At 49.6% G+C, this 13,390-nt stretch carries 10 protein-coding genes; 5 read left to right on the forward strand and 5 right to left on the reverse strand.

Annotated features, from left to right (window positions below):
- The first annotated feature begins 16 nt into the window (after positions 1-16).
- The 3 genes from uvrA to HMPREF3052_RS04545 all read left to right on the forward strand — a co-directional run bounded on the left by uvrA (position 17) and on the right by HMPREF3052_RS04545 (position 4,608).
- Positions 17-2,872, forward strand: a complete 2,856-nt coding sequence (uvrA, locus tag HMPREF3052_RS04535; protein WP_070748787.1) for an excinuclease ABC subunit UvrA — start codon at positions 17-19, stop codon at positions 2,870-2,872.
- A 15-nt stretch (positions 2,873-2,887) separates the two neighbouring features.
- Complete coding sequence (locus HMPREF3052_RS04540; RefSeq protein ID WP_070748789.1) at positions 2,888-3,787, forward strand: hypothetical protein; 900 nt, start codon at positions 2,888-2,890, stop codon at positions 3,785-3,787.
- 290 nt (positions 3,788-4,077) lie between these two features.
- The gene (locus HMPREF3052_RS04545; protein ID WP_070748791.1) at positions 4,078-4,608 is read left to right on the forward strand and encodes an REP-associated tyrosine transposase; all 531 of its coding nucleotides are present in this window, start codon (positions 4,078-4,080) and stop codon (positions 4,606-4,608) included.
- 384 nt (positions 4,609-4,992) lie between these two features.
- Here the strand turns inward: HMPREF3052_RS04545 and HMPREF3052_RS04550 are convergent, their stop codons facing one another.
- The 5 genes from HMPREF3052_RS04550 to HMPREF3052_RS04570 form a co-directional block, all read right to left on the reverse strand.
- Positions 4,993-5,382 (reverse strand): DUF5339 family protein, encoded by a 390-nt coding sequence (locus HMPREF3052_RS04550; RefSeq protein ID WP_049344783.1) that lies wholly within the window; start codon positions 5,380-5,382, stop codon positions 4,993-4,995.
- Positions 5,383-5,574: 192 nt separating this feature from the next.
- Positions 5,575-7,356 (reverse strand): anaerobic ribonucleoside-triphosphate reductase, encoded by a 1,782-nt coding sequence (gene nrdD / locus HMPREF3052_RS04555; RefSeq protein WP_070748793.1) that lies wholly within the window; start codon positions 7,354-7,356, stop codon positions 5,575-5,577.
- A 117-nt stretch (positions 7,357-7,473) separates the two neighbouring features.
- A complete protein-coding gene (gene nrdG / locus HMPREF3052_RS04560) occupies positions 7,474-7,983 on the reverse strand; it encodes an anaerobic ribonucleoside-triphosphate reductase activating protein (RefSeq protein ID WP_070748795.1) in 510 nt (169 codons plus the stop codon).
- 287 nt (positions 7,984-8,270) lie between these two features.
- Positions 8,271-9,413: a THUMP domain-containing class I SAM-dependent RNA methyltransferase gene (locus tag HMPREF3052_RS04565; protein ID WP_070748797.1), complete on the reverse strand. Its 1,143-nt coding sequence runs from the start codon at positions 9,411-9,413 to the stop codon at positions 8,271-8,273.
- 116 nt (positions 9,414-9,529) lie between these two features.
- Positions 9,530-10,921 carry a nucleobase:cation symporter-2 family protein gene (locus HMPREF3052_RS04570; RefSeq protein ID WP_070748799.1) on the reverse strand — a complete coding sequence of 464 codons (1,392 nt, stop codon included), beginning with the start codon at positions 10,919-10,921 and terminating at the stop codon, positions 9,530-9,532.
- A gap of 336 nt (positions 10,922-11,257) precedes the next feature.
- On the opposite strand from HMPREF3052_RS04570, the gene dapA reads away from it, so the two are divergent.
- Positions 11,258-12,133, forward strand: coding sequence for a 4-hydroxy-tetrahydrodipicolinate synthase (gene dapA / locus HMPREF3052_RS04575; RefSeq protein ID WP_070748801.1), 876 nt, complete (start codon positions 11,258-11,260; stop codon positions 12,131-12,133).
- A gap of 81 nt (positions 12,134-12,214) precedes the next feature.
- A complete protein-coding gene (gene bamC / locus HMPREF3052_RS04580; protein ID WP_070748803.1) occupies positions 12,215-13,345 on the forward strand; it encodes an outer membrane protein assembly factor BamC in 1,131 nt (376 codons plus the stop codon).
- The last annotated feature ends 45 nt before the right edge of the window (positions 13,346-13,390 follow it).

Consider the following 13,390-nt stretch of genomic DNA (forward strand, 5'->3'; position numbering starts at 1 on the left):
CAGACGGCCCGACACCATGTGCAACCATCATCCCAAACATTCACACGACAACGACACCATCCGCATCCGCGGCGCGCGCACGCATAATTTGAAAAACGTCGATTTGGACATTCCGCGCCACAAGCTGGTAGTGGTAACGGGGCTGTCGGGCAGCGGCAAGTCGTCGCTGGCGTTTGACACGCTGTATGCCGAAGGGCAGCGGCGTTATGTCGAGAGCCTGTCCGCCTATGCGCGGCAGTTTTTGCAGATGATGGACAAACCCGATGTCGATTTGATCGAAGGCCTGTCGCCCGCGATTTCCATCGAACAGAAATCCACCAGCCACAACCCGCGTTCCACCGTCGGCACGGTAACGGAAATCCACGATTACCTGCGCCTTTTGTACGCCCGCGTCGGCACGCCGTATTGCCCCGAACACAATTTGCCGCTGTCGAGCCAGACCGTGTCGCAGATGGTCGATGCCGTCTTGAAGCTGCCGGAAGACACGCGCGTGATGATTCTGGCGCCGGCGGTGCGCGAGCGTAAGGGCGAGTTTGTCGATTTCTTTGCCGACTTGCAGGCGCAGGGGTTTGCACGGGTGCGCGTGGACGGCGAGGTCTATCAGCTTGACGAAGTGCCGAAGCTGGAAAAAAACATCAAACACAATATCGACGTGGTCATCGACCGCGTGAAAGTAAAAGCCGACATTAAACAACGGCTGGCGGAAAGTTTTGAAACCGCGCTGCGCCACGGCAACGAGCGCGCACTGGCGATGGAAATGGACAGCGGCGAAGAACATTGGTTTTCCGCGCGTTTCGCCTGCCCCGTGTGTTCGTACAGCCTGCCCGAATTGGAGCCGCGCCTGTTTTCCTTCAACAACCCGATGGGTTCCTGCCCGACTTGCGACGGCTTGGGCAACACCAATTTCTTCGACCCCGAAAAAGTGGTCGCCCATCCCGAATTGTCGTTGGCAACCGGCGCGATTGACGGCTGGGACAAGCGCAACCAATTCTATTTCCAAATGATTCAGTCGTTGGCGCGGCATTACGGTTTCGACGTGCAGGCTGCTTGGGAAACGCTACCTGAAAAAGTGAAAAAAGTCGTGTTGCACGGCTCAGGCAAAGAAGTCATTGATTTCACTTACCTATCCGAACGCGGTACCACCTTCAACCGCAGCCACGCCTTTGAAGGCATCATTCCCAATCTCGAACGCCGCTACCGCGAAACCGACAGCGAAACCGTGCGCGAAAAACTGCGCGAATACCAAAACCACCGCGCCTGCCCGAGCTGCGGCGGCGCACGTTTGCGCAAAGAAGCTCGCTACGTTTACGTCAGCGGCGAACCGTTGCACGAAGTTTCCGCCTGGCCGCTGACCAAAACCCACCAATTCTTTGAAACGCTGGATTTGGACGGTAACAAAAAACAAATCGCCGAAAAAATCCTCAAAGAAATCACCGAGCGGCTCGGCTTCCTGATTAACGTCGGGCTGGATTACCTGAATCTAAGCCGTTCCGCCGAAACCCTTTCCGGCGGCGAAGCCCAACGCATCCGCCTCGCCAGCCAAATCGGCAGCGGCCTGACCGGCGTGATGTACGTTTTGGACGAACCCTCCATCGGCCTGCACCAGCGCGACAACGACCGCTTGCTCGCCACCCTCAAACGCCTGCGCGATTTGGGCAACAGCGTGATTGTGGTCGAACACGACGAAGATGCCATCCGCGAAGCCGATTTCGTCGTCGATATGGGCCCGGGCGCGGGCGAACACGGCGGCAACGTACTGATTGCCGATACACCCGAAAACGTCGCCAAATGCGAAAACTCCGTTACCGGACAATACCTTAGTGGCAAAAAATCCATTGCCGTGCCGTCTGAACGCACGCCCGTCAATCCCGAGCGAATGCTCGTCCTCAAAGGCGCGCGCGGCAACAACCTCAAAAACGTAACCCTCGAACTGCCGCTCGGTTTGATTACCTGCATCACCGGCGTATCCGGCAGCGGCAAATCCACCCTGATTAACGACACCCTCGCCAAAATCACCGCCCGAGAACTCAACCGCGCCCAAGAAGAACCCGCCCCATACGACGACATCCGTGGCCTCGAACACCTCGACAAAGTCATCAACGTCGACCAATCCCCCATCGGCCGCACCCCGCGTTCCAACCCCGCCACCTACACCGGCCTGTTCACCCCCATCCGCGAACTCTTCGCCGGCGTCCCCCTCTCACGCGAACGCGGCTACAACGTCGGCAGATTCTCCTTCAACGTCAAAGGCGGCCGCTGCGAAGCCTGTCAAGGCGACGGCGTCATCAAAGTCGAAATGCACTTCCTGCCCGACGTGTACGTCCCCTGCGAAGTCTGCCACGGCAAACGCTACAACCGCGAAACGCTCGAAATCCAATACAAAGGCAAAAACATCAGCCAAGTCCTCGACATGACCGTCGAAGAAGCCCGCGAATTTTTCGACGCCGTCCCCACCGTATCGCGCAAACTGCAAACCCTGATGGACGTAGGCCTCGGTTACATCCGCCTCGGCCAGTCCGCCACCACCCTCTCCGGTGGCGAAGCCCAGCGCGTCAAACTCGCCTTGGAACTTTCTAAACGCGACACCGGCAGAACGCTCTACATCCTCGACGAACCCACCACCGGCCTGCACTTCGCCGACATCGCCCTGCTGCTGGAAGTCATAGGCCGTCTGAAAGGCAAAGGCAACTCGATAGTGATTATCGAGCATAATCTGGACGTGATTAAAACCGCGGATTGGATTGTGGACTTGGGGCCGGAAGGCGGTGATGGCGGGGGCAGGATTATTGCTCAAGGTAGTCCGGAGCAGGTGGCGAAGGTTAAGGGGAGTTATACTGGGAAGTATTTAGCTAATGTATTAAATTTTTTATAGGAATAGGAGCATTTTATGTATAACAATGTAGGAAATAAATTTTATCAACACTCATACCGCCACTTCCAAAATGTTACTGATGCAATAATAAATGATAGATTTGATAATGATTATAGAGTAGAGAATGTAATTGTTAGTTTTGCAATTGGTATTGAGAGATTATTAAAAGGACTATTATTTGATATTAATCCTATTTTCATTTGTCCAATCAATGATGAAAAAATAACTTTTGCAAAAATAACTAATCTATGGATATATGAGAATCAAGCAATAAACAAAAAAATAGAAAATGTTAATCAAGATACAATAGCATTAAAAGAAGCTATATATCGAGCAAGTATCTTTTCCAATACAGTTAATAAATACAAGGAAATGTTATCTGAACTAAAAAACGCAAGAGACATTATTATGCACCATAATTATGACATGATGGATAAGCCTAAAATAATTAATTTGATTAAAAGGGATTTTTATCCATTTTTAAAAAACTTTATTGATGAACATGGCCTAAAAAATGGACTAAATAATTTTTTCAAAAACAAACAACCTAATTTAATTTCCATAAGCCAAACACTACAAGATGATATAAAGAATAAAATTTCATTAGAAATTGAAAGAGCCCGAAATATCTGGAAAGCTCGTAAAAATAATAATTCATTCAACACAAAAAAAATTAATCAACAAACAGAGGCAACCAGAAGACTAAATGATAATATCTTTATAGTTAAATGCCCATGCTGCAATAACCAATCCTTACTATACACAATTCCTACAAAATTTATGAGGCTAAACACTGATAACACATACTCGGAAGAAATTGTAGATAGAACTAAGCAAAGATTAGAATGTGAATTCTGTGATTTGAAATTAGATAACGAGATGTTGCAGCAATTGAACCATCCGATTGAAATCTAAAAGCCAGCAGCAAGCCGTAGCCTGCATACCCAATCCACGCGCGTGCGTGGCTGCGCCACACACGCTACCTGTGAATTACACGGAACTTCAAAACCAACCCGTAGGGTGTGTGCGGTACGCACGCACGCGGTTGCTTGATTAACGGTTTGCCGTTTCAACTTTTAACTTCGTTGAAGCTAGCGCTTTCAGACGGTCTCCAATGCCGTCTGAAAACATCAGCTCCAACAAAGTTAAAACCTTAAACAACAAACCATTCCTTCTCCAACATCCAAACCACAAACAAAAATCCTATGGCGCGTTATCGCAGAAACTTCATTGCCGGCGGCACATTCTTTTTCACCGTCAAACTCGCCGATCCAAAATCGCGCCTGCTTGTCGAACATATCAACCTATTGCGTGCGGCTTATATGGATGTGCAAAAACAATATCCCTTTGAAACCGTCGCCGTATGCGTGCTGCCGAACCACATTCACGCCATTTGGACGCTACCGCCCGACGATGCGGATTATTCCCTGCGCTGGCGGCTGATTAAAACCAAATTCTCCGCACATTTCCCTCATGCCGAAAACCTGTCTGCCAGCAAACAGCGGCGGCACAAACGCGGTATTTGGCAACGGCGTTTTTACGAACACACCGTGCGCGACGAAACGGATTTGCAACGTTACGCGGACTATATCCATTTCAATCCCGTCAAACATGGATTGTGCGGCAATGTTCGCGATTGGGCGTTTTCGTCGTTCCACCGTTATGTTCGAGATGGATGGTTGCCGTTGGATTGGGGCGACACAAAAGAAACAGCGGTAATGAGTTTTGGAGAGTGAATACTATAAAAAATTACCGACCGCGTGCGTACTGCACACATTCTACCTGTGAATCACGCGAAACTTTAAAATCAATACGTAGAATAATCCGTAACTTACATACCCAAACAATCGCATGCGTGGCTACGCCACACACCCTACCTGCGAATCGCACGGAACTTCAAAACCAACGCGTAGGGTGTGTGCGATACGCACGCACGCGGTTGTTTGATTAATGGTTTGCTATTGTAAATTTTACTTAGTTAAAACTAACGCTTTCAGACGGCATTAAATATGGCCGTCTGAAAGCAATAATTCCTTGTTCAAAAACACCTACCTTGATCTACAAAACAAAAAACGGATTCCAAATTATTGGAATCCGTTTTTCTATAAAGCTTAGCCGTATTATTTAGCTTCTTCTTTAGCGTCTTCAGCAGCTTCTTTGGCATCTTCCGCTGCGTCTTTTGCGTCTTCTTTAGCCTCTTCAGCAGCATCTTTGGCTTCTTCGGCTTTTTCTTCAGGAGTTTCGGCAGCAGGAACGCCTTTCAAAGCGTCCAAAGAAGTTTTACAAGTTGCATCGCGTTGGTCTGCAGGCAGGTTTTTCAGGGCTTCTTTGGTTTGTTCGAAAGATTTTTGCATCATGTCTTTGGTTGCGGCATCTACGTCTTTAGTTGCTTCGGCAAATGCTTTTTCGTACTCGTCACAAACGGCAGAAGAAGATGAGCCTGAACCGCCGCCGCATGCTGACAGGGACAGGGCTGCCAATAAAGCTGCTAATAAAGCTGATGTTTTCATATGTCTCTCGCTTTTTTTCGAGTTTGAGTTAAAGGAGATTATATGTTAATTCATTATATTAAAGTGTCAAGTATTGTTGTTTAATTTAATTAAAATCATATCATTGAAAGAATCAGTCTATCCAAACATCCTAAAGGCCGTCTGAAAGTTCAGACGGCCTTTGCCTTTGTAAGTAATCCTTTTTATCAATAATTACGCCGCTTTACGGTGATAATGTCTGAGCGCGTGCTCTTTGCGACGACCGCTACTGAAGGCGGATACGCGTTTCAGGTAGCCGATCACTCGGGTGCCGTAGTCGATGTCGTGCGAACCGCAGGCGGAACAGGCGTGCAGGGTACGTTTGTCGATGTGGCCGCATTCGTTGCAGATGGTGATGCGCACGTTCACGCAGAAGTAGTTGCAGCCGGTTTGCGCGGCGATGTCCAAGAGCGAGCGGTAGCCGGATTCAGGCAGGGCTTCGTCGAGGTTCAGGTGCAGCGCGGAACCGCCGTCGAGCCAGTCCACCAGTTCTTTGCCGTGCAGCAGGAATTTGTCGAGCGCGTTGATTTCTTCGTCTTCGACGACGTAGAAATAGGAGTTGTAGCATTCGCGGCTGACTTTGTAGCCGTCGGCTTTGTCCCATTTGGCGTTTTTCACGCCGAGGTTTTCGGCGGGGACAAACTCGGTGTTGAACTTCACGCCGTAGTGCTTGCTGGCGGCTTGGTTGGCTTCGAATATGGTTTTCAGACGACCTTGGACGAAGTTGATGTAATCGTCGTTGTAGCCGACTTTGATGCCTTGCGATTCGGCGGCTTCCGCCATGCCGTTGATGCCGATGGTGAGGAACTGTTTGTCCAGCGTGATAAAGCCTGCATCGTAAACGGGCAGCATTCCGGCAGCTTGGTATTCTTCCATCAGTTTGCGGTAGGCGTATTGGTATTTATGGATTTTGGCAACTTCGGCGGCAAGGTCGCGCCCGTCTTGTTCCAGTCGGTTCATGTTGATGGTGATGACGTTGATGGAACCGGTTGCCACGCCACCCGCACCAAGTGTGTAGCTGAAGGTGCGGTCTTCAATGGCGTTGCGCAGACGGCAGCAGGAAGCCAACGAATCGGGGTTGTCGGAAAGATAGACGAAGAAGGAATTACCTTCCGCCAACTCTTTCGCCATTTCATCGGCAAACACGGTGTCTTTGCATTTGCCGCCGTCGGTCAGCATCGCGGCGGTAACGACGGGGAAGGTCAAAACGGCTTTGGTGCGTTCCTGATTGAACCATTTGAGGAAGAAGTTTTGCAGCTTCGCCACGCTCGCCCATACCGGTTTGCTGAAATCGGGGAAGACGAAATCGCCGAACATCGCGTCGAAATAGTATTGATCGTAAACGGAAATATTCCAAAACACGCTCTGATAACCGCGCGCAGCAGCGGGCTGGTTGATGCTGTACACCACCTGCTGCATATGGTTGGCGATTTCTTTGCCGTGGGTTTCCAAATAATCGTCGCCGTAGTCTTTGCGGGCGAAGTAGTCGAAATAGGTCAGAAATTCCACCGTCGCCACCGCGCCGGCGAACTGCGCGCTGATAGCAAACACTAGGTTGATAAATGAACCGCAAAACGAAGCCAGATGCTGCGGCGCCTTGGATTCACCGCCGAGTTTGCTTAACCCGTCGAGCAGGAAGGGATACAACGTAACCGACACACAATAAGGCTTGAGGCTGGTTTCGTCGTGCACATAAATCTCATGCGCCTCAATCTGGCGGATGTATTCGTCGGCGACGGATTGGTCGAAAATTTCGGCGATTTTGCGCGACACTTGGGCGCGGTTAATCTGCACGAAAAAGTCTTTCATGATTTCCGCTTCCATCGTGGCGATGTTTTTCTGGGTAACGTTGGCGTTGGCGTCCATTTTCGAACCGTCCGCCGCGTTTTGCGCGCTGATGTAGTCGTGCATGAATTGTAGTTTTCCGTTTAACTGCTCGGGATCCAGCCGAATCATGTTAATTCTCCTGTAAGGTTTGGATGATTTATCAAGCAATGACGGTCAGGCCGTCTGAAACATCGCTGTCAGCGAATACAATAAATTCAATTTAAATCAGTGCAATACAGCACCGGGCTAAATTGAAGCCACTGGAAAAACTTTGGGCATAGGTTTGTCTTTGATGAACAAGCGGTTCAATACCTCGCCCGTGCGCAAATCGATAAACTTCTGATTGGTTGTCGGGCTGTCCAAGCCGCCCAGCTCCATCTGCCAGCGGCCGGTTTTCAGATACGTCAGATAAGGCAGGATGCCGTCTGAAACTGCCTCCAGCTCCTCACGCTCCAGACCGGTGTACAAGCAGGCTTTCAAACCTTCTTGGGCAACAATAGCCAGCATTTTCTGCAAGGCTTTCGGCTGCCATTCCCCGCCCATAAACAATACGCAAGTAATTAATCCGTGATAGCGTTTCAGACGGCCTTTTAAATAATCCTCGGTTAATTCTGTGCCAATACCCTCTTTCCATGTATCGGCACTGTGGCAACCTTTGCAACGCAGCGGACAGCCTGAAAACAGAAACGCCAGCGACACTTCGCCCGGCACTTCCTGCCAAACAATTTGCTCAACTGTAAATTTCAAGCTGCTCATTGCAACATCATAAAATACAAGATATGGTGCGAATTAAAACACAAAACTACTAGATATGGTATTTTTATTTAACAATGTATTTTATCCGTATAATAGATTTTTATTATTTACCTGATTGTCTATTATTATAGAATAGCAGTTTTAAGCCAATAAAAAGGCCGTCCGAACACGATTCAGACGGTCTGAAATTAAAATACGAGAAGCAAACTCCGTTATGGCAAAGTCTATCTAAATAAAACAAAAAAGGCCGTCTGAAATCATCTTTCAGACGGCCTCTATTTCAGGTTTTAGCCCCGATTCGAGCCTTTAACCATATCCATCAAAAACAATCGGCAATCCAAGTTGCCATTGAACAATGGAATTTTACGCTTCGGAGAAAGGCGCATAAATTTCGGCATATCGCGATCGCCTGTCAACATTCCGGCAAGCCAGCCTGCGTAATGCTGTTTCAACCATGTGCCCAGTTGAGGATAAAGCGCCTGTAAAGCCTGAATTTCGGCAAGGCGCACGCCATAAGGCGGATTGGAAATCATAATGCCGTGTTCGCCGTTTGGCCGCGCGGCTTGTGCATCTTGCACGTCAAAGCGGATGAAATTATCCACTTCGGCGGCTTGGGCATTGGCCAATGCGGCACGGATCATATAACGGTCGTTGTCGCTGCCGGAAATTGGCGCGGCGGCCGGTTTGATTTGTTTCTCAGCCTCACGGCGCAGGGCTTGCCATTTTTCTTTGTCGAAGTTTTGCAGTTTTTCAAAACCAAAACGGCGCATCAAGCCCGGTGCACGGTGTGTCGCAATCCATGCAGCCTCAATGGCAATCGTGCCGCTGCCGCAAAACGGGTCTTGGAAAGGCTGCGTACCGTCGTAGTCTGCCAAAAGCAGCAAACCTGCCGCCAAGTTTTCCCTCAATGGCGCTTCTCCTGTATCCTGACGATAGCCGCGTTTGAAGAGTGCTTCGCCGGAAGTATCGATAAAGATTTCCACATTGCGCTCATCGATAAAGGCATGAATGCGGATATCGGGGTTGATTTTGCCCACGCTCGGACGCGCATCATAAATATCCCGGAAGGCATCACAGACGGCATCTTTGATCTTTAAACCGACAAAATCCAGGCTTTTCACATTGGCGCGCTTGCCTTCAACTTTGACTTTAAAGGTCTGCTCCAGCTTAAACCAACCTGTCCAATGCAGATTTCGTGCCAGTTTGTAGATATCGTGTTCGTTGCGATAACCGCCTTTGGTCAAGCGCAGCAAAACACGGCTGGCAACGCGCGAATGCAGGTTGATGCGATACACCTGCTCCATCGTGCCTTTACATGCCACACCGCCGTCAACAGCGCGGATATCCTGACATGCCATGTTTTCAAGTTCCTGCGTCAAAGGTGCTTCCAAACCGCGAGGACAAGTGATAAAAAGTGAATAAACCGTCATATAAAACCTTTCCGGGTAGAGCTATCCGAACCACTCGGATAACAAATAAAAACAATATTATAGCCGAAAAACCAAAGGCCGTCTGAAACTTCAGACGGCCTTTGAACAAAGCTTGCTTAGTGATCCAAACTGTCGGTTTCAACCTTAACCGCTTTATCGGTTTTGTCTTCCGGCAACACCAAGTTCAACAATACCGCCATAATACCGCCGGCAGAAATTGAATTTTGGAACAATACCGGCAGGTTTTTGAACACTTCCGGTTCAAACGCCACGCCCAAACCCAAACCGACAGAAGTAGCCGCGATGACTGCTTCACGACGGCGAATACCGTGGCTGACCAAAATCCGCACGCCTGCAATCGCAATCAGGCCGAACATCAACACCATCGCGCCACCCAAAACCGGACTCGGAATCGTGGTAAACGCGCGGCCGATGACGGGGAACAAGCCCAGCAATACCAAAATCGCCGCAATATATTTGCCCACATGGCGCGAAGCCACGCCGGTCATTTGAATCACGCCGTTGTTTTGCGCAAAAGTAGTCAAAGGCAAAGAGCCCAACGCAGTCGCAATCACAGACACCAAACCATCTGCCAATACGCCGCCACGCAGACGTTTGGTGTATTCCTCACCCTCAATCGGCTGCTCGGAGACCATCGCAGTCGCCGTCAAATCGCCAACTGCCTCAAATACGCTCAACAAGAAAATCGCACCGGCAACGATAAACGCGTGCCAATCAAATGCAAAACCATATTTAAACGGAACAGGCAGGGTAATCAGCGGCAGGTTTTGCAGGGCGGAAAAATCTACTTTGCCCAAAAACAGCGCAACAATATAACCGACAATCAAACCTACCGCGATACCACTCATACGCAGCAATGGATTTTTCAAGCAATTGAAAACCAATACAATCAGCAACACCAGCGATGCCAGACCTAAGTTTTCCATCGAGCCGAACGTGCCGTCTGCTTTCGCACCGAAGCCGCCGCCGAAATCGGTAATGCCGACATGTACCAAGCTCAAGCCGATCAGCATCACAACCACGCCGCTTACCGTCGGCGTAATCACTTTTTTCAAATAAGGCAAAAGCCAAGCGGAGAAACACACCAAAAACGCGCCGACAAAGGACACGCCCAAAAGCGTTGAAATCATCGCATCTTCAGTCAAACCGCTCTCTTTCATACCGGTACCGAGTGCAATCATCACGGTAACAAAAGAGAAGTTGACCGACTGAATCGACAACATGCCCGAACCGACCGGCCCGAAACGGTTGACCTGCAAATAAGTGCCGACACCCGAAGCCACCATCGCCATCGACACCAAATAAGCCGTCATTTCAACCGGCAACTCCAATGCCCCGCCGACAATCAGTGCCGGAGTAATCATCGGAACAAAAATCGCCAGAAGGTGCGTAACCGCACTCAACAACGCATTCCCAAACGGCGGCTTATCTTCCAAACCATAAACCAAATCAAGCGGTTTCGCTTGTTTTTCAGTCATTCCGGCCATGTTGAACCTTCTCTCAAGAATCGTTAAAAAATATTAAGAAGCGTATTTTAACTAATTTGAAATGTATCAGCAAATTCAAAACCATCAGGCCGTCTGAAAGTTCCGCACAACCGTTTTCAGGCGACCTCAAACTGCCTTAACACATTTTAATTCTTGACATCATTTTTCCATCACAAAACAAACAAACCAATGATTTAAAAATGTATTATTCATTAAGATAATGACAAGTCACCATTAAACGGCAAAGCCGCTTAGCGGATATGTTTCACACAAACAACAAAGTAAGCTACAATCCACTGCATAATCCACCCACACCATAAAATTAAAGGTTTCCGTATGTTAAAAGGCAGTCTGGTTGCCCTGATTACTCCGATGAATCAAGACGGCAGCATCAACTACGAACAACTTCACGACTTAATCGACTGGCACATTGAAAACGGCACCGACGGCATCGTTGCAGTCGGCACCACCGGCGAGTCAGCCACCCTGCCTGTTGAAGAACATTTGGCCGTTATTGAAGCCACTGTCAAACACGTCAACAAGCGCGTTCCCGTTATCGCCGGCACAGGCGCCAACAATACTGTCGAAGCCATCGCCCTTTCCAAAGCCGCCGAGCAAGCCGGTGCGGACTACACCTTATCTGTTGTTCCCTACTACAACAAACCTTCGCAAGAAGGCATTTACCAACATTTCAAAGCCATCGCCGAAGCCACTTCGATTCCGATGGTTATCTATAATGTTCCCGGCCGTACCGTCGTCAGCATGAGCAACGACACTATTTTGCGTTTGGCCGAGATTCCGAATATCGTCGGCGTAAAAGAAGCCAGCGGTAATATCGGCAACAACATCGAATTGATCAACAGCGTTCCTGAAGGTTTTGCCGTTTTATCCGGCGATGATCCTACCGGCCTGCCTTTCATGCTGTGTGGCGGTCATGGCGTGGTAACCGTCGCAGCCAACGTTGCACCGAAACTCTTTGCCGACATGTGCCGAGCCGCCCTTGAGGGCGATATTGCGACCGCCCGTCGTCTAAACGAGCAACTTATCCCAATTTATAACACCATGTTCTGCGAGCCCAGCCCAGCCGCGCCCAAATGGGGCCTGAGCTTATTGGGCAAATGCGAACCCCATGTTCGTCTGCCTTTGGTAGCACTGACCGAAGCCGGTCAAGCCAAAGTCCGAGCCGCTCTGGAAAAATCAGGACAAATCTGATCCGGAAATAAGGCCGTCTGAATCCCAAACACCCTTTTCAGACGGCCTCCCTGTTAAGAACTTCATCCACAGGAAAACAAGATGACCTATATCAAACCCATCGTAGTAGCCCTCGCCCTGATTAGCATGACTGCCTGTTCCGGCAACAAAAAAGAACAACCCAAACTCGACTATCAAAGTCAATCACACCGCTTGGTCAAACTGGAAGTACCACCTGATTTGAACAACCCAGACCAAGGCAACCTCTATCAATTACCGGCAGGCAGCGGCGCCGTCCGTGCCAGCGATTTCAACAAACGCCGCACTCAAGCCGTACAACAGCCTGCCAATGCAGAAGTCTTGAAATCCGTTAAAGGCGTACGCCTTGAGCGTGACGGCAACCAACGCTGGTTGGTTGTCGAAGGCAAATCGCCTCGCGAAATTTGGCCTTTGCTGAAAGTGTTCTGGCAAGAAAACGGTTTCGACATCAAATCTGAAGAACCTGCCATCGGCCAAATGGAAACCGAGTGGGCTGAAAACCGAGCCAAAATCCCTCAAGACAGCCTGCGCCGCCTGTTGGATAAAGTTGGCTTGGGCGGCATCTACTCTACCAGCGAACGCGACAAGTTCATCATCCGCATCGAACAAGGCAAAAATGGTTCGACCGATATCTTCTTCGCCCACAAAGGCATGAAAGAAGTTTATGCCGACCGTAAAAAAGACACTACAATGTGGCAGCCGGGTGAAAACGACCCTAACCTCGAAGCCGCATTCCTCGCCCGCTTTATGCAATACTTGGGCGTTGACGGTCAGCAAGCCGAACAGGCTCTGACCCAAAGCGTTGCCGCTCGCAGCAATGCGTCTGAATTGGCGCGTGTGGACAACGGCACTTTGTTGCTGGCAGGCGATTACGGCCGCAACTGGCGCCGTACCGCCCTTGCGCTTGACCGCATCGGTCTGACAGTTATCGGTCAAAATGCCGAACGCCGCGCTTTCTTGGTTCAACAAGCGCCAACCGAAGGCGAAGCAGTTGCCAATAAAAAACCGGGTCTGTTCAAACGCGTATTTGGCAAAGGCAAAGCAGAAGCGCCAAAAACTTATCCTGAAATCATCGTTTATGTTGAGCCTATCAACAATGGCGCACGCCTCCATCTGTTGAACAAAGACGGCAGCCCATACAAAGGCAGCGATGCCTCCACATTGTTGAGCCGCCTGCACACAGAATTGCGTTAATCCGTTATTCGACTTAAGGCCGTCTGAAATATTCAGACGGCCTTT

Origin of the sequence: Neisseria sp. HMSC056A03 (assembly GCF_001815685.1) — a bacterium.
GTDB classification, from domain to species: Bacteria; Pseudomonadota; Gammaproteobacteria; order Burkholderiales; family Neisseriaceae; genus Neisseria; species Neisseria subflava.

Coding starts and splice junctions, on each gene's coding strand:
- uvrA (WP_070748787.1), top strand. CDS start 17: ATGTGCAACCATCATCCCAAACATTCACACGACAACGACACCATCCGC.
- nrdG (WP_070748795.1), bottom strand. CDS start 7,983: ATGAGCAGCTTGAAATTTACAGTTGAGCAAATTGTTTGGCAGGAAGTG.
- dapA (WP_070748801.1), top strand. CDS start 11,258: ATGTTAAAAGGCAGTCTGGTTGCCCTGATTACTCCGATGAATCAAGAC.
- bamC (WP_070748803.1), top strand. CDS start 12,215: ATGACCTATATCAAACCCATCGTAGTAGCCCTCGCCCTGATTAGCATG.
- HMPREF3052_RS04550 (WP_049344783.1), bottom strand. CDS start 5,382: ATGAAAACATCAGCTTTATTAGCAGCTTTATTGGCAGCCCTGTCCCTG.
- HMPREF3052_RS04545 (WP_070748791.1), top strand. CDS start 4,078: ATGGCGCGTTATCGCAGAAACTTCATTGCCGGCGGCACATTCTTTTTC.
- HMPREF3052_RS04540 (WP_070748789.1), top strand. CDS start 2,888: ATGTATAACAATGTAGGAAATAAATTTTATCAACACTCATACCGCCAC.
- nrdD (WP_070748793.1), bottom strand. CDS start 7,356: ATGATTCGGCTGGATCCCGAGCAGTTAAACGGAAAACTACAATTCATG.
- HMPREF3052_RS04570 (WP_070748799.1), bottom strand. CDS start 10,921: ATGGCCGGAATGACTGAAAAACAAGCGAAACCGCTTGATTTGGTTTAT.
- HMPREF3052_RS04565 (WP_070748797.1), bottom strand. CDS start 9,413: ATGACGGTTTATTCACTTTTTATCACTTGTCCTCGCGGTTTGGAAGCA.